Origin of the sequence: Streptomyces sp. NPDC086519 (assembly GCF_040686075.1) — a bacterium.
GTDB classification, from domain to species: Bacteria; Actinomycetota; Actinomycetes; order Streptomycetales; family Streptomycetaceae; genus Streptomyces; species Streptomyces shenzhenensis.
The window spans coordinates 14,072-27,825 of record NZ_JBFBJL010000074.1 but is presented as its reverse complement, the minus strand read 5'-3'; the positions used below and the strand labels follow the sequence as shown (position 1 = coordinate 27,825).

At 74.8% G+C, this 13,754-nt stretch carries 14 protein-coding genes; 1 reads left to right on the top strand and 13 read right to left on the bottom strand.

Annotated elements, in window-relative coordinates; genetic code table 11:
• Nucleotides 1-35: 35 nt before the first annotated feature.
• Nucleotides 36-1,040: a hypothetical protein gene (locus AB0P24_RS40955; RefSeq protein WP_365803308.1), complete on the top strand. Its 1,005-nt coding sequence runs from the start codon at nt 36-38 to the stop codon at nt 1,038-1,040.
• A gap of 43 nt (nt 1,041-1,083) precedes the next feature.
• On the opposite strand, the gene hypE is transcribed toward AB0P24_RS40955, so the two are convergent.
• The 13 genes from hypE to AB0P24_RS40890 form a co-directional block, all read right to left on the bottom strand.
• Nucleotides 1,084-2,118, bottom strand: coding sequence for a hydrogenase expression/formation protein HypE (gene hypE, locus AB0P24_RS40950; RefSeq protein ID WP_365803305.1), 1,035 nt, complete (start codon nt 2,116-2,118; stop codon nt 1,084-1,086).
• On the bottom strand, nt 2,115-3,212 hold the full coding sequence (hypD, locus tag AB0P24_RS40945; protein ID WP_365803303.1) for a hydrogenase formation protein HypD: 1,098 nt from the start codon (nt 3,210-3,212) through the stop codon (nt 2,115-2,117). Before hypD ends, hypE begins: the two co-directional genes overlap by 4 nt.
• A gap of 45 nt (nt 3,213-3,257) precedes the next feature.
• The gene (locus AB0P24_RS40940; RefSeq protein WP_365803301.1) at nt 3,258-4,619 is read right to left on the bottom strand and encodes a nickel-dependent hydrogenase large subunit; all 1,362 of its coding nucleotides are present in this window, start codon (nt 4,617-4,619) and stop codon (nt 3,258-3,260) included.
• Complete coding sequence (locus AB0P24_RS40935) at nt 4,616-5,407, bottom strand: oxidoreductase (protein ID WP_365803299.1); 792 nt, start codon at nt 5,405-5,407, stop codon at nt 4,616-4,618. The genes AB0P24_RS40940 and AB0P24_RS40935 overlap by 4 nt, the downstream gene beginning before the upstream one ends.
• A 1-nt stretch (nt 5,408) precedes the next feature.
• Nucleotides 5,409-6,215 carry an FAD/NAD(P)-binding protein gene (locus AB0P24_RS40930; RefSeq protein ID WP_365803297.1) on the bottom strand — a complete coding sequence of 269 codons (807 nt, stop codon included), beginning with the start codon at nt 6,213-6,215 and terminating at the stop codon, nt 5,409-5,411.
• Nucleotides 6,212-6,676: a cyclic nucleotide-binding domain-containing protein gene (locus AB0P24_RS40925; RefSeq protein WP_365803295.1), complete on the bottom strand. Its 465-nt coding sequence runs from the start codon at nt 6,674-6,676 to the stop codon at nt 6,212-6,214. The genes AB0P24_RS40930 and AB0P24_RS40925 overlap by 4 nt, the downstream gene beginning before the upstream one ends.
• A complete protein-coding gene (locus tag AB0P24_RS40920; protein ID WP_365803293.1) occupies nt 6,673-7,812 on the bottom strand; it encodes a 4Fe-4S dicluster domain-containing protein in 1,140 nt (379 codons plus the stop codon). The genes AB0P24_RS40925 and AB0P24_RS40920 overlap by 4 nt, the downstream gene beginning before the upstream one ends.
• A 111-nt stretch (nt 7,813-7,923) precedes the next feature.
• A complete protein-coding gene (locus AB0P24_RS40915; RefSeq protein WP_181806650.1) occupies nt 7,924-8,181 on the bottom strand; it encodes a HypC/HybG/HupF family hydrogenase formation chaperone in 258 nt (85 codons plus the stop codon).
• Between the two features lie 6 nt (nt 8,182-8,187).
• Nucleotides 8,188-10,476, bottom strand: coding sequence for a carbamoyltransferase HypF (hypF, locus tag AB0P24_RS40910; protein ID WP_365803291.1), 2,289 nt, complete (start codon nt 10,474-10,476; stop codon nt 8,188-8,190).
• Nucleotides 10,473-10,979: a hydrogenase maturation protease gene (locus tag AB0P24_RS40905; protein WP_365803289.1), complete on the bottom strand. Its 507-nt coding sequence runs from the start codon at nt 10,977-10,979 to the stop codon at nt 10,473-10,475. Before AB0P24_RS40905 ends, hypF begins: the two co-directional genes overlap by 4 nt.
• A gap of 123 nt (nt 10,980-11,102) precedes the next feature.
• Entirely contained in the window at nt 11,103-12,278 is a 1,176-nt protein-coding gene (locus AB0P24_RS40900; protein ID WP_365803286.1) for a PAS domain S-box protein, read from the bottom strand.
• Nucleotides 12,279-12,319: 41 nt separating this feature from the next.
• Nucleotides 12,320-13,336 carry a SpoIIE family protein phosphatase gene (locus AB0P24_RS40895; RefSeq protein ID WP_365803284.1) on the bottom strand — a complete coding sequence of 339 codons (1,017 nt, stop codon included), beginning with the start codon at nt 13,334-13,336 and terminating at the stop codon, nt 12,320-12,322.
• Nucleotides 13,324-13,752: an ATP-binding protein gene (locus AB0P24_RS40890; RefSeq protein WP_365803282.1), complete on the bottom strand. Its 429-nt coding sequence runs from the start codon at nt 13,750-13,752 to the stop codon at nt 13,324-13,326. Before AB0P24_RS40890 ends, AB0P24_RS40895 begins: the two co-directional genes overlap by 13 nt.
• Nucleotides 13,753-13,754 lie beyond the last annotated feature (2 nt).

The window sequence follows — 13,754 nt, the reverse complement described above, 5'->3', positions numbered from 1 at the left end:
CGGCGGCGGAACATTTCCGAAAGGCGGTGCCGACCATGACCACGGCGTACCGGATCCCGTGCCGGAACCCCGGCCACGCGGCTCTCCATCTGGCGCGGGCCGCCTCCCTCGCGCCCTCGCCGCACAACGTCCAGCCGTGGCTCTTCGCGGAGGTCGGGCACGACCGGGGCTTCGAGGTGCACGCCGACACCGGAAGGCGGCTGCCGCTGACCGACCCGGACGGCCGGCAGGCCACCATCGCCGTGGGAGCCGCGCTGTTCAACGTGCGGCTCGCCGTACGGCAACTCGGTTTCCGGCCCGTGGTGGACGTGCTGCCGGTGTCCGGACGGCCGGATTTCCTCGCCCGCGTGGGCTTCGGCGCGCACGCTCCGGTCACCCGCGGTGAGGCGCGGCTGGTTCGGGCGATCGGGCAGCGGCGCACCCACCGCGGTCGGTTCGCGTCGGGGGCGCTGTCCGAGACCCTGCTCGACGACCTGTGTGCTCAGGCCCGGGCCGAGGGCGCCGAACTCCAGCCGGTCGACAGCACGGACCGGCTGGAACTGCTGGCCGATCTCGTGCGCAGCGCCGAGGACCGGCACCGTACGGATCCCGGGCACGCCGCCGAACTCGCGCGCTGCGTCGGGCCGTGGGGGCTGCCTGCCGAGACCTGCCTCGGCCACCCCGACCTGACACTGCTGGCCGGCCGCGACTACCTCGGCCTGGCCCACCGGTACACCGTGCCGGTCCGCAGCCGCGGGGTGGGGACGGGGTCCGTCCTCGTGCTCTCCACTCCGCGCGACGGCCGCGCGGACTGGCTGCGGGCCGGTCAGGCGCTCCAGCGCGTCCTGCTGTACGCCGCCGCCCGCGACGTCAGGGCCGCCTTCCACACCCAGCCCCTGGAACTGCCTGCCCTGCGCGGCGAGTTGCGGACGTGGTTCACTCCGCGTCGGTTCCCGCAGATGGTGCTGCGGCTCGGTCACGGGGCACCCACTCCGCGGCTGCCCCGGCGGCCGCTCGACGGTCTGCTCGTGCACGAGAGCGCGCCGGCACCGGGGCTTTGACCAGGACCGGGGCGACGGGCGGCCCGCCGCTGGACGGCTGGCGTCAGCAGATGCGGGGCAGTTGCTCCCCGAGCGGCATGTCCACGATGCGCCGGGCGCCCACCAGTGTCCGCAGCGTCACCCGTCCGCCGGGCCCCTGGGGCAGCACCTCCCCGATCCGTACCGCCTGTGCGCCCTCCGGCAGGCAACGCAGTGCCGCCAGCGCCGCGTCGGCGGCGTCGGCGGCCACGAACGCGACCATGCAGCCCTCGTTGGCCACCACCAGGGGGTCCAGACCGAGCAGGTCACAGGCTCCCGCGACGGCCTCCGGCACGGGCACGGCGGCCTCCTCGATCTCGACGGCGACCCGGGAGTCACGGGCGATCTCGTTGAGGGCGGCCGCCAGCCCGCCCCGGGTCGGGTCGCGCAGCGCGTGGACGGCGGGGCCCAGCGGTGCCAGCGCGGCCACCAGCCGGTGCAGCGGCCGGGAGTCGGAGGCGATGTCGCTCTCGAAGCCGAGGCCCTCGCGGGTGCTGAGCACGGTCGTGCCGTGCAGCCCGATCGGGCCGGACAGCAGCACCGCGTCACCGGGACGGGCCAGCGCCGCGGACGGGTGCAGCCCGCCGTGCCGCTGCCCGACACCGGTGGTGTTGACGAACAGCTTGTCGGCGGCGCCGCGGCCCACGACCTTGGTGTCCCCGGTGACCACGGGCACCCCGGCGTCCCGGGCCGCTTTCCCCAGGGAGTCCATGACGGCGCCGAGTTCGGCCAGCGCAAGCCCCTCCTCGACGATGAGGGAGAGCGTCAGGGCGAGCGGTCGCGCGCCCCGCATGGCGAGGTCGTTGACCGTGCCGTGCACGGCCAGGGAACCGATGTCCCCGCCGGGGAAGAAGAGCGGGCTGACCACGAAGCTGTCCGTGCTGATCACCAGCTCCCGGTAGCCGGGCAGCAGCGCGGCGTCCTCCAGGGGGCCCTGTTCCGTGTCCACGGCGGGCAGGATCAGCCGGTCGAGCAGCTCCGAGGTCAGCCGGCCGCCCGCGCCGTGGCCGAGCAGCACCACCTCGTCCTCGTGCCGGGGGGTGGGGCACTCGGTGGTCATGAGTCACTCCTGACGCGTCCGGCCGCGTGGAAGGCGGCACACGTGCCCTCGGACGACACCATGGGGGCGCCGAGGGGATGACGGGGGGTGCAGCGGGTGCCGTACGCGGCGCAGTCCGTGGGCACTGACGCACCGGTGAGGATCGCGCCCGCGACGCACTCCGGGTCCTCGACCGGACTGAGGCCGCCGACGTCGAAGCGGCGGGCCGCGTCGAACCCCGCGTACTGCTCGGCGAGTTCGAGCCCGCTGCCGGGCAGGGTGCCGATCCCGCGCCAGGCCCGGTCGGTGATCCGGAAGACCGTGCGGACGGCGTCCTGGGCGGCGGTGTTCCCGTCGCGCCGCACCGCCCTCGCGTACTGGTTCGCCACCTCGTACCGGCCGGACTCCAGCTGCCGTACGGCCATCAGCACGCCTTCCAGCAGGTCCAGCGGCTCGAAGCCGGTGACCACGATCGGCACCCGGTAGCGGGCGGCGATCGGCTCGTACTCGCGCCAGCCCATCACCGCGCACACATGCCCGGCCGCCAGGAAGGCCTGCACCTCGCAGTCGGGGTCGTCGAGCAGCGCGGTCATCGCCGGCGGCACCAGGACATGGCTGACCAGCATCGAGAAGTTCGCCAGGCCGAGCCGGGCCGCGTGCAGCACGGCCGTGGCGTTGGCCGGGGCGGTCGTCTCGAAGCCCACGGCCAGGAACACCACTTGGCGGTCCGGGTGCGCGGCCGCCAGGCGTACGGCGTCCATCGGGGCGTACACCACCCGCACATCCGCGCCCCGCGCCCGCAGCGACAGCAGGTCGGTGCCGGTGCCCGGCACCCGCAGCATGTCGCCGAAGCTGGTAAGGATCACGCCGGGCCGCGCGGCGATCGCCATGGCCCGGTCCAGGGTCTCCAGCGGGGTCACACAGACCGGGCAGCCCGGTCCGTGGATCATCCGCATCCCGGCGGGCAGCAGTTCGTCGATGCCCTGGCGCACGAGGGTGTGGGTCTGGCCGCCGCACACCTCCATGATCCGCCAGGGGCGGGTGGCGGTGTCCCGCAGTTCGTCCAGCAGCCGCCGGGCGAGAACGGGATCGCGGTACTCGTCGAGGTACTTCATCGGTGTCTCACGTCCGGCGACGCGGGGACGGCCCGGGGCCGGTGTTCAGGCATCGGGGCCTCCCGGCGCGGGCGAGGAGGTGCGGACGACCGTCAGGTCGAGGAAGTGGGTGGAGCACGAGATGCACGGGTCGTGGTTGCGGATCGCCCGCTCGCACAGCGCCGTCAACTCGTCGTCGCCCGGGTCGCGTTCGCTGATCGCCCGCTGGGCCAGCCGGCGCAGGTCGTCCTCGATCGCGGCCTGGTTCTGCGCGGTGGGCGGCACCAGGCGGGCGTCCGTGACGATGCCCTCGGCGTCCAGCGCGTAGCGGTGGTACAGCAGACCGCGCGGCGCCTCGGTGGCGCCGTGGCCGACGCCGGCGACCGGCGGCACCTCGGTGTACGGGTGCGCGGGCGGCTCGTAGGCGGCGATGATCCGCAGCGCCTCGCCGACCGCGTACACCACCTCCACCGCCCGCACCAGGATGGACCGGTACGGATTGCGGCACACGGCACCCTCGTGCGGATCCCCGAGTCCCGCCTCGACCGCGGCCTGCCGGGCCACCGGCGACAGCCGCCGCCCGCCGATCGCGAACCGGGCCAGGGCGCCGGTCAGATGGAGGCGCCCGTCGAGCCGTGAGTACAGCGCGGTCGAGTGCGGTTCGTGGGTCTCGCGGACATGTGCGGAGAAGTCCCCGACCGGGAAGGAACTCGTGGTGCCGTCGGCGCGCAGTACCGTAGGGGTGCCGCTCTCGACGGCGTACGTGTCCGCGGCGGCCAGCGCCAGCAGGTCGGCGTCGGTGCGGGCGTCCGGGAAGTCGAAGCCGGCCACCCAGCGCACGGTGTCCCACGCGTCGTCGAGAGCACGCCTCAACTCCGCCTCGACCGGCCGGAGTTCGTCGCGCTCCGGCACCCGGTGGAAACCGCCGAGCCGGACGTTCACCGGATGGATCGCGCGCCCTCCGAGCAGCTCCATCAGCGAGTTGCCGGCCTTCTTCAGCCGGAGCCCCCGCTCCACCGCCGCCCGGTCCGTGCGGGCCAGTTCGATCGCGCTCGCCCGGCCCAGGAAGTCCGGGGCGTGCAGCAGGTAGATGTGCAGCGCCTGGCTCTCGATCCACTCGCCGCAGTACAGCAGCCGGCGCAGCTCCCGGATCGCCGGGTCGACGGTGACCCCGCAGGCGTCCTCGATCGCCGCGCACGCGCTCATCTGGTATGCCACCGGGCAGATTCCGCACACCCGGGCCGTGATGTCCGGCGGCTCGGTGTAGGAACGGCCGCGCAGGAACGCCTCGAAGAACCGGGGCGGTTCGTAGATCTCCAGCCGGGCCTCGGTGACCGTGCCGTCGTGGACGCGCAGGCTGAGGGCGCCCTCGCCCTCGACCCGGGACAGCGAGCCGACGTGCAGGACACGGGATCCTCGGTGCGTCACGGGTTCTGCTCCTTGTCGAAGGCGGCGAAGGCGTCGAAGGCCGCCGCGTTGAAGGTGTGCAGGAAGCGCCCCACGGCGTCCTCGTCGAGGCCGTCGCGGCGCAGCAGCGGGATCAGCGCGGGCAGGTTCACCGACCCGGACGGGCCGAAACAGCCGAAGCAGCCGCGCCGGTAGGCCGGGCACAGCGCCCCGCAGCCGGCGTGCGTGACCGGCCCGAGGCAGGGCGTGCCCTCCGCGACGGTCACGCAGACCGTGCCGCGCCGCTTGCACTCGAAGCACACACTGTGGTTCGGGACGTCCGGCCTGCGGCCCGCGAGGAACGCCGTGATCACCTCCAGCAGCTGCCGCCGGTCGATCGGGCAGCCGCGCAGCTCGAAGTCGACGTCCACGTGGTCCGACACGGGGGTGGAGGTGGCGAGCGTCGAGATGTACTCGGGGTGCGCGTAGACCACCCGCCGGTATTCGTTGACGTCGGCGAAGTTCCTGAGGGCCTGGATGCCGCCGGCCGTCGCGCACGCGCCGATGGTCACCAGGCGGCGCGCGGCCGCGCGGATGGCGCGGACGCGTTCGGCGTCCTGGGGCGTGGTGACCGAGCCCTCGACGAGCGCCAGGTCGTAGGGGCCGGGCCGGATCTCGCTGGACGCCTCCAGGAAGTGCGAGATCTCCACCGCGCCCGCCAGCGCGAGGAGTTCGTCCTCGCAGTCCAGCAGGGTGAGCTGACAGCCGTCGCAGGAGGCCAGCTTGAAGACGGCGAGCGTGGGCGTGGGCCGCTCGGGCTGCTCGCTCATGTCACAACTCCCTCACCGACAGCAGGGGTTCGGCCATGTCCCAGCCGACGACCGGCCCGTCGCGGCACACCAGCACCGGACCGAGCTGGCAGTGCCCGCAGTGCCCGGTGGCGCAGCGCATGTTGCGTTCCAGCGAGACCCGGACGCGCTCCGGGGGGACTCCGAGCTGGGCGAGATCGCGGGCGGTGGCCCGGATCATCGGCTCGGGTCCGCACACGAACGCCCAGCCGTTGCCGGGGTCGAAGGGCGCCCGGCCGATCACCTGGGTGACCACCCCGACGTCCCCGCGCCACGTGGTGTCCGGCCAGTCCACGGTCACCCCGGTGTACGCCGTCCGCCACCGCTCCAGCTCCTGGCGGGCGAGCAGGTCGGCGGGGGTGCGCGCGCCCACGACCACGCTGACCCGGCCGTAGGCCTCCGGTTCGGCCAGCGCGCGCAGGATCAGCGGCCGCAGCGGGGCGAACCCGATGCCGCCGGCCACCACCAGCACGTCCCGGCCGCGGGCCCGCTCCAGCTCCCAGCCGGTGCCGTACGGCCCGCGCAGTCCGAGGACGTCTCCGGCGCGGGTCTCGCACAGCCCGTCGGAGACGGCGCCCACGCCGCGGACCGTGTGCGCGAGACCGCCCGTGGCCTGGACGGAGCTCACCGAGAGGGGGATCTCGCCGCGGCCGAAGCAGTGCACCATCGCGAACTGCCCCGGAGCGAACTCGGCGAGCGCCTCGCCGACCGGCTCCAGGCGCAGGGTGACCGAGTCCGCGGTCTCCCGGCGGCGCTCGACCACGCGGTAGGGCACCGGCACGGCGGTCATGGCGTACCGCCCGCCGGGGTGGCACCGTACAGATCGACGAGCCGGGCGCGGGCCGCGTTCAGCCGGTGGGAGACCACCCGGCCCACCCAGCGGCACAGGTCGCGGCCGAACTCGGCGTCGCCGTCGCACATCAGCCGGACGGCGACCGCGTCGAACTCGTACGCCCGCACCCGGGTCACCGCCTGCGCGCCCAGCTGCCAGACGTACGGCTCGAACAGCCAGGACCAGCCGACCAGGTCGCCCGTGCCGAGGGTCTCGATCACGGGGGTGCGACGGCCGGGAACGTGCAGGTCGAGGGCGACCGTGCCGTCGCGGACGATCCAGAAGCGGTCGGCGTCGCGGCCCTCCTCGAAGAGCCGGGTGCCCGGCTTGAGATCGACCTCGCGGGCCAGGCGCAGCAGCCGGTCGCGATGTTCGGCCGGCAGCGCGTGCTCCACGCGCAGGGTGATCGAGGGGGTCATCGCTCCGTCTCCGTCCCGAGTTCGGTGTGCAGCGCGGCGACTTCCTCGGTGATGTCGATGCCGGCCGGGCACCAGGCGATGCACCGTCCGCAGCCGACGCATCCGGAACTGCCGAACTGGTCGTGCCAGGTGCCCAGTTTGTGGGTGAGCCACTGCCGGTAGCGGGACCGCCCCGAGGAGCGGACCGAACCCTCGTGCAGGTAGGAGAAGTCCAGGTCGAAGCAGGAGTCCCAGCGCTGCCAGCGCTCGGTGTGGTCGCCGGTGAGGTCGGTGACCTCCTCGGTCGTCGTGCAGAAGCAGGTCGGGCACACCATCGTGCAGTTGCCGCAGGTCAGGCAGCGGGCGGCGACATCGTCCCAGCGCTCGGCCTCCAGGCTCGCGCCCAGCAGCGTCCGCAGGTCCACCGTTGGCAGGGCGCGGCCCATGCGGCTCCGGGCGGCGTCCACCGCGCCGCAGGCGGTGGCCTCGGTGACCTGGTCGGCGGAGCGGTGCGGCACCTCGGCCAGCAGCCGGGCGCCCTCCTCGCTGCCGACGCGCACCAGGAAGCGGTGGCCGTAGCCGTCCACGACCTCGGTGAGTGCCAGGTCGTACCCGGGGCCGGCCGCGGGCCCGCCGCCGGCGGAGACGCAGAAGCAGGTCGCGCCGGGCTCGGTGCACTCGGCGGCGATCAGCAGCGCCCGCCGCCTGCGCCGGCCGTATCCGGAGTCCTCGAACCGCCCGCCGGTCAGCACCCGGTCCTGGATCGCGATGGCCCGCAGGTCACAGGGGCGCACGCCGAGGAAGGCGTACGACGGCGGCTCGGCGTCGTCGGCCGTGAAGGACAGGCCGCCCTGCGGTGTCCGGTCGGCGCTCCACAGCCGCTCGCGGGCCGGGTGCAGGAAGGACTTCCAGGACTGCGGTCCGCTGCTGTGCGCGAAGGCCGCGCCGTCCTCGCGGGGCACGAGCCGGTAGCGGCCCGCGTCGAGCTCGACTCCCCAGCCGTACGGCAGCCGGTCCGCGGACGTCAGTTCGGCGAGCACGATCGCGTTGTCACGCACCGTGGGCCCGACGACCGTCCGGCCCTCGGCCACCAGAGCCGCGACGAGCGCGTCCAGCCCCTCCTTGTCGATGACGGCGCAGGGCGCGGAGACGGTCATGTCGGTCCTCCTCGTCGGCGGCGGTGCCGGAGTCGTCCACCGTCAGCTTCCGGCTCCCACGGCGGCCGCGGCAGGGGCCGACCGGCCCTCGGCAGAGGCCGGTCAGGACCGTCAGGGGAGCGGCTCACCCAGCTCTCCTTCCACCGCCCCGGCCATGGCACGCAGCACGTCCAGCGTTCGGCGTGCCTCGGCCTCGTCCACCCGGGTGATCGCGAAGCCGACGTGCACGATCACGTACGAGCCGACGTCCGCGTCGGGCGTGCAGCTGAGACAGACCTCGCGCCGGACGCCGCCGAAGTCGACGGTGGCCATGCGCAGACCGGCGTCGTCGTGGATCTCCAGGACGCGTCCCGGGATGCCCAGGCACATGCGGACTCACCTCTCCCCGGCCAGCCGCGCGGCCGCGACCGCCGCCTGGCCGTAGCTGATGCCGCCGTCCCCGACCGGTACCTGCTCGCCGACCAGCACCCGAAGCCCCTGCGCGTGCAGCCGGCGTCTCACCTCGGTCAGCAGCCGGCGGTTGACGAAGCAGCCGCCGCCCAGGCACACCGTGCGGGGCGCGCCGTCGGCCACGGCCCGGGCGACGAGTCCGGCGGTGACGATCGCGAGGGTCAGGTGGAAGGCGGCGGCCAGCCGGGGCACCGGCTCCCCGCTCAGCCGCCGCTCCAGCAGGTCGGTGAGGGTGGCCGTGCTGTCGTACACCCACAACCCGCCCGCGCGGACCAGGCGGTGGGCGAGCGGCACCGCGTGTTCCTCGCCCGCCACGGCTTCGAGGAGTACGGCCGCCTCGCCCTCGTAGGAGACCCGGTCGGCGAGGCCGAGTAGCGCGGCCACGGTGTCGAAGAGCCGCCCCGCGCTGGAGGCCCGCGGGCAGTTGACGTTCCGCGCGACCATGGCGCGCACGGCGGCGACCTCGGCCGCGTCGAGGCGGTCGGTGAAGCCGCGGACGAGCCGGGGGTCCGGGCGCGGGCAGCACGGCGTCTCGGCGCCGAACAGGTGCCCGAGGGCCGTACGGGACGGATGGCGCACCGCCGCGTCGCCGCCGGGCAGCGGCGCGGTCGCGAACCTGCCCACGCGGCGGTAGCCGCTCAGTGTGGCGACGAGGATCTCGCCGCCCCACAGGGTGCCGTCGTCGCCGAGGCCCAGCCCGTCGTAGGCCACCCCGGTGAACGGCCCGCGCACCCCGTGCTCGGCCGCGCAGGCGGCCACGTGCGCGTGGTGGTGCTGCACCGCGATCCGGGGCAGCGGCTGCCGCGCCGCCCACTGCGTGGACAGGTAGCCGGGATGGAGGTCGTGCGCGAGGACCTGTGGCCTGATGCCGGTGAGGTGCCTGAGATGGTCGTACGACGCCCGGAACGCCTCGAAGACCGCCAGGCCGGAGAGGTCGCCGGTGTGCGGGCCGAGGTGGGCCCGGCCGTCGGCGGCCAGCGTGAACGTGTGCTTCAGGTGTGCGCCCGCCCCGGCCACCGGTTCCCGTACGGCGAGCGGCAGCGGGGCCGGGGCCAGGCCGCGGGCGCGGCGGACGGTGATCCGGGTCCGGCCCGCGAACTGCACCACGGAGTCGTCGTAGCGGGCCCGGATCGGCCGGTCGTGGGTCAGGAAGCCGTCGGCGACACCGGCCAGGTCCCGGCGGGCGGCGTCGTCGTCGACGGCGATGGGCTCGTCGCCGAGGTTGCCGCTGGTGACCACGAGCGGGCGGTCCAGGTCGTCGAGGAGGAGGTGGTGCAGGCCGGTGGTGGGCAGGAACAGACCGGCCCGGGGCAGGCCCGGATGCACGCCGTCGGCCAGGGGCGGGGTGCCGTGCCAGGGGAGGCGGGCGAGCAGGACGACGGGGCGTTCCGGAGAGGTGAGGGCCTTCCGGGCCGTGGCACCGATCCGCGCCAGCCGGGCCGCCTCCCGCACGTCCTTCACCATCACGGCGAAGGGCTTCGCCGGACGGCGCTTGCGGCGCCGCAGCTCGGCCACGGCGCGTGGATCGCGCGCGTCGCACACCAGCTGGTAGCCGCCGAGTCCCTTGAGCGCGACGATCCCGCCGTCGGCGACGGTCTTGACCGCCGCGCGCAGCGCCTCCTCACCGCGCAGGTCCTCCCAGGCCAGGCAGGGGCCGCAGACGGGGCAGGCCACGGGCTCGGCGTGGAAGCGCCGGTCGCCCGGGTCGGCGTACTCCACCGCGCACCTCCCGCACATCGGGAAGCGGCGCATGGTGGTACGGATCCGGTCGTAGGGCAGGTCCTCGATGATCGTGGCCCGGGGACCGCAGTCGGTGCAGTTGACGAACGGATACCGGTAGCGGCGGTCGGCGGGGTCACGGAGGTCGCGCAGACAGGCGGCGCAGATCGCCGCGTCGGGCGGAATCTCCCGCGGGGCCGTGTCGTGGGCGGCCGGCGGGCTGTGCCGGACCCGGAAGCCCGGGGTGTACGGCGCGTGACGGGTGCTCTCCGTCAGCCGCACTGCGCGGACCAGCGCGAGCGCCGGCGCGTCGTGGCGCAGGCGGGCGGCGAAGACGTCGACGGCGCCCGGCGGACCGGCGACCTCGCCCTCGACGTGCCCGTTGACGTTCGCCACCCAGCCGTCCAGCCCCAGTTCGGCCGCGGTGCGGTAGACGAAGGGCCGGAAGCCCACGCCCTGGACGATCCCCTCGACCCGGAAGTGCCGCACGGTCATGACCGCCCCCCGGACACCTGGCCCAGGTGACGGGCGATCTCGCCCTCGACCGCTTCGACGAGGCCGGGCACCGCCGCCGCGACGGCGGGCGACAGGCCGGTGCCGAACGAACCGTCGGCGCCCTCCACGGCGTACACGACCAGACGCTCCGGCAGCAGGCCCAGGACGCGCGCGAGTTCGACCGCCTCGCCCAGCCCCAGACCGTGGGTGCTGGTGGCCGACGGCGGCGCCACGTGCCCGGAATCGAGTTCGAGCCGGTGCACCCGCCCGGGTGAGCCCGGGTGCGCGTGGGCGGCGTCCACGACCACGGCGAGACCGGCGTCCTCCCAGAGCGCGATCAGCCGCCCGGGATCGCCGTCGCTCGTGGCGAGCCGGGTGCCGGACGGCAGCGACCGCTCGCCGGCCCGCTCCCGCAGCCCGGCGACCACGGCCCAGCCCACGCCGTCGTCGTGCCGGAACTCGTTCCCGACGCCGACCACGGTGACGCGCGTGCGTTCCCTCATGGTCCCCACACTGCGGCGCGCCGCGAGGGTCTCACAGGGGCCGAACGACCCATCCGAGGGGCCGGTGCGCCCTGCCCGGTACCGGCGGCCCCGGGGCCGCCCCCGCGGTGCGGCCGCGTCGCGTCAGGTCGTGGCCGCCGGGTCGGCGCCGGCCAGGGGGATGCGCCAGCGCAGGCGGGTGCCGCCTGCCGGGGCGCTGCCGACGGCGAACGTACCGCCGAGCTTCTCGGCGCGGCGGCGCAGGTTCGTGAGCCCGCTGCTGCGGGTGACGGCCGGGTCGATCCCGCGGCCGTCGTCGGTGACCTCCAGCAGCAGATCGGCGTCGGCACGGACGAAGACGGTGACGGCGGAGGCCTGGGCGTGCCGGGCCGCGTTGGACAGGCCCTCGCGCAGCACGGCCAGCAGATGGGCGGCGGTCGCGTCCGGGAGGGACGCGTCCACCGGGCCCTCGAACGCGACGGCCGGGGCGAAGCCGAGCCGGGGCTGGGCGGCCGCGGCCTCGTCGAGGACCTGGGCGCGCAGGCTGGCCGCCTTCTGCGCGGGCTGGTGGAGATCGAAGATGGTGGTGCGCAACTCGCGAATGGTGGCGTCGAGTTCGTCGATGACGGTGTGCAGCCGGTCGGCATCGGGTCCCTGTAGCCGGGCGGCGGTGCTCTGTAGGGCGAGCCCGGCGCCGAAGACCCGCTGGATGACCATGTCGTGCAGATCACGGGCGATACGGTCGCGTTCGGCCATCACCTCCCGGTCGGCCCGGGCCGAGGCCAACTCGGCCTGGGCGGCGAGCTGGTGGGTGATGTCCCGGGCCGTGGCGCAGTATCCGACCAGCGCCCCGTCGGCATCCCGCTGCGCCGACACGGTGACGGCGACGTCGACTTCCGTGCCGTCCGCGCGGCGCCAGCGGCACTGGTGGGACTCGGCACGCCCACCGGAGCGGATCTGCTCCACCGCCGTGTCGAACTCGGCGCGTGCCGCGGCCGACATGAGGGTGCCTACCGCCTGCCCGGCGATCTGTTCCTCGGTGTGGCCCAGCAGGCGGCGGGCGCCCGGATTCCACGTCCGCACGCGCAGATCGGGGTCCAGGGAGAGCATGGCGTCGTCGGAGGAGGCGACGATGGCCGCCAGCCGGGCCTCGGCCAGCCGGGCGTCCTCCAGCTCGGTGTGCAGGGCGATCAGGCCCCGGTTGGTGTCCTCCAGCTCCTGGCGCAGCTCGTCGATCAGGTCAGCCTGACCTGCCGAAGCGGTCTGCGGGGGGGTGTCGTGGGGGCCGTCGAGCTGGCGGAGGTCGCCGGGATCTCCCATGGCTGACCGTCCTTCGCCTGAGGTGGGTTGAGGCTGTTCCATCATGCCGTGCCGCCGCCGGTGCGGACCACGAGCACGGTGGCGTCGTCAGTGGGCCGGCCGTGGTCGCGGTGCAGGACCGCGGCCACCACGGCCGGGTGGTGTTCCAGCAGACGTGGGTGCTCGTCGAGGTGCCAGCCGGACCGGATCCCGTCGCTGGCCAGGACGAGGACGCTGCCGGGTTCCCACGGGCAGTGCTGGGAGCGGATGGTGGGCGGCGGGAGGTGGGTGCCGAGGGTTCCGGGGCGGTCCAGCAGATGGACGCTGCGGCCCGCGGTGACAACGCGTCCGGTGATGTTGCCGACCGCCGAGTAGGTGAGTTCGCCGCGCTCGGGATCGATCAGACAGGTGCCCAGCACACCACCCCGGGTGCCCCGCATCGCCTCGTGGGCGCGCTTGACCAGGGTGTCCGGGGCGGCGGCCGGGTCACGCCCGAACACGGTGACCGCGGCGCGGGCCGCGACGGCGGCGGCCGGACCGTGCCCGAGGCCGTCGACCACCATGGCGGCCGGCCTGCCGCCCGGCGCGACGGCCCAGGCGTCCCCGGACTCGCCGTCGCCGCCGAGGGGGACGTTCACGGCGCCGAACCGCCAGCTGCCGGCCGGGTACGCGTGGCCGGTGCCGAGCCGGGCGTAGACGACCGTACCGCGCCTGGAGGAGTAGCAGTCGAACTCGGCGGCGTGCCGGCGTACGACGCTCAGTCCCGCGTTCAGCCCGCGCCCGCGGACGGGGGGAGCGGCCACGGCGGCGGGAGCGAGGGCTCCAACCGGCATCCCGGGACCGCGGTCGACGGAGATCAGCTCGATCCCGTCCCCGGCCTTGCGGACGAGCACATAACCGCCGGGGTGGGCGTGCCGGACCAGGTTGGTGCCCAGTTCGGTGGCCACCAGCTCGGCCGTGCCCGGACGCAGCCCGGTCTGGCCGACCGCCAGCCGGGCCACCGTGCGGCGCAGCGCGCCCACGTCCTCCTCGGGCCCGACGGCGCAGAGCCGGTGCGCGGCCTCGCTCACCGCTGCCATTTCACGATCACCACGGTCGTGCCCGATCCGGTCGCGGACGTCAGGGTCAGCTCGTCCACGAGCCGGCGCGCGCCCGGCAGCCCCAGCCCCATGCTGCCGCGGGTGCTGAAGCCGTCGGTCATGGCCAGCTCGATGTCGTCGATCCCCGGGCCGTCGTCGGCGAACGTGGCCCGTACCCCGAGCTTGCCCTGGCGGTACACCTGCTCGACGCGGACCCGCCCGCGGCGGCCGGTGGCGTAGTTGAGGATGTTGCGGGCCAGTTCGCTGCCCGCGGTGATCAGCTTGGTCGTGTCGACGAGGTTGAGCCCCGCCGCCTCCGCCTCGGTGCGCAGCACCTTGCGGACGCGGATCAGGTCGGACTCGTCGACGATGTCGAACACGGCCGGCCCGCGGCCCGTTTCCGTCTCCGTCGGCATGG

What these genes read in the sequence shown, in the direction of transcription:
- hypE (WP_365803305.1), bottom strand. Translation starts at nt 2,118, where the DNA reads ATGACCACCGAGTGCCCCACCCCCCGGCACGAGGACGAGGTGGTGCTG.
- AB0P24_RS40895 (WP_365803284.1), bottom strand. Translation starts at nt 13,336, where the DNA reads ATGGCAGCGGTGAGCGAGGCCGCGCACCGGCTCTGCGCCGTCGGGCCC.
- AB0P24_RS40955 (WP_365803308.1), top strand. Translation starts at nt 36, where the DNA reads ATGACCACGGCGTACCGGATCCCGTGCCGGAACCCCGGCCACGCGGCT.
- hypD (WP_365803303.1), bottom strand. Translation starts at nt 3,212, where the DNA reads ATGAAGTACCTCGACGAGTACCGCGATCCCGTTCTCGCCCGGCGGCTG.
- AB0P24_RS40935 (WP_365803299.1), bottom strand. Translation starts at nt 5,407, where the DNA reads ATGAGCGAGCAGCCCGAGCGGCCCACGCCCACGCTCGCCGTCTTCAAG.
- AB0P24_RS40920 (WP_365803293.1), bottom strand. Translation starts at nt 7,812, where the DNA reads ATGACCGTCTCCGCGCCCTGCGCCGTCATCGACAAGGAGGGGCTGGAC.
- hypF (WP_365803291.1), bottom strand. Translation starts at nt 10,476, where the DNA reads ATGACCGTGCGGCACTTCCGGGTCGAGGGGATCGTCCAGGGCGTGGGC.
- AB0P24_RS40905 (WP_365803289.1), bottom strand. Translation starts at nt 10,979, where the DNA reads ATGAGGGAACGCACGCGCGTCACCGTGGTCGGCGTCGGGAACGAGTTC.
- AB0P24_RS40900 (WP_365803286.1), bottom strand. Translation starts at nt 12,278, where the DNA reads ATGGGAGATCCCGGCGACCTCCGCCAGCTCGACGGCCCCCACGACACC.
- AB0P24_RS40890 (WP_365803282.1), bottom strand. Translation starts at nt 13,752, where the DNA reads ATGCCGACGGAGACGGAAACGGGCCGCGGGCCGGCCGTGTTCGACATC.
- AB0P24_RS40915 (WP_181806650.1), bottom strand. Translation starts at nt 8,181, where the DNA reads ATGTGCCTGGGCATCCCGGGACGCGTCCTGGAGATCCACGACGACGCC.
- AB0P24_RS40930 (WP_365803297.1), bottom strand. Translation starts at nt 6,215, where the DNA reads ATGACCGCCGTGCCGGTGCCCTACCGCGTGGTCGAGCGCCGCCGGGAG.
- AB0P24_RS40925 (WP_365803295.1), bottom strand. Translation starts at nt 6,676, where the DNA reads ATGACCCCCTCGATCACCCTGCGCGTGGAGCACGCGCTGCCGGCCGAA.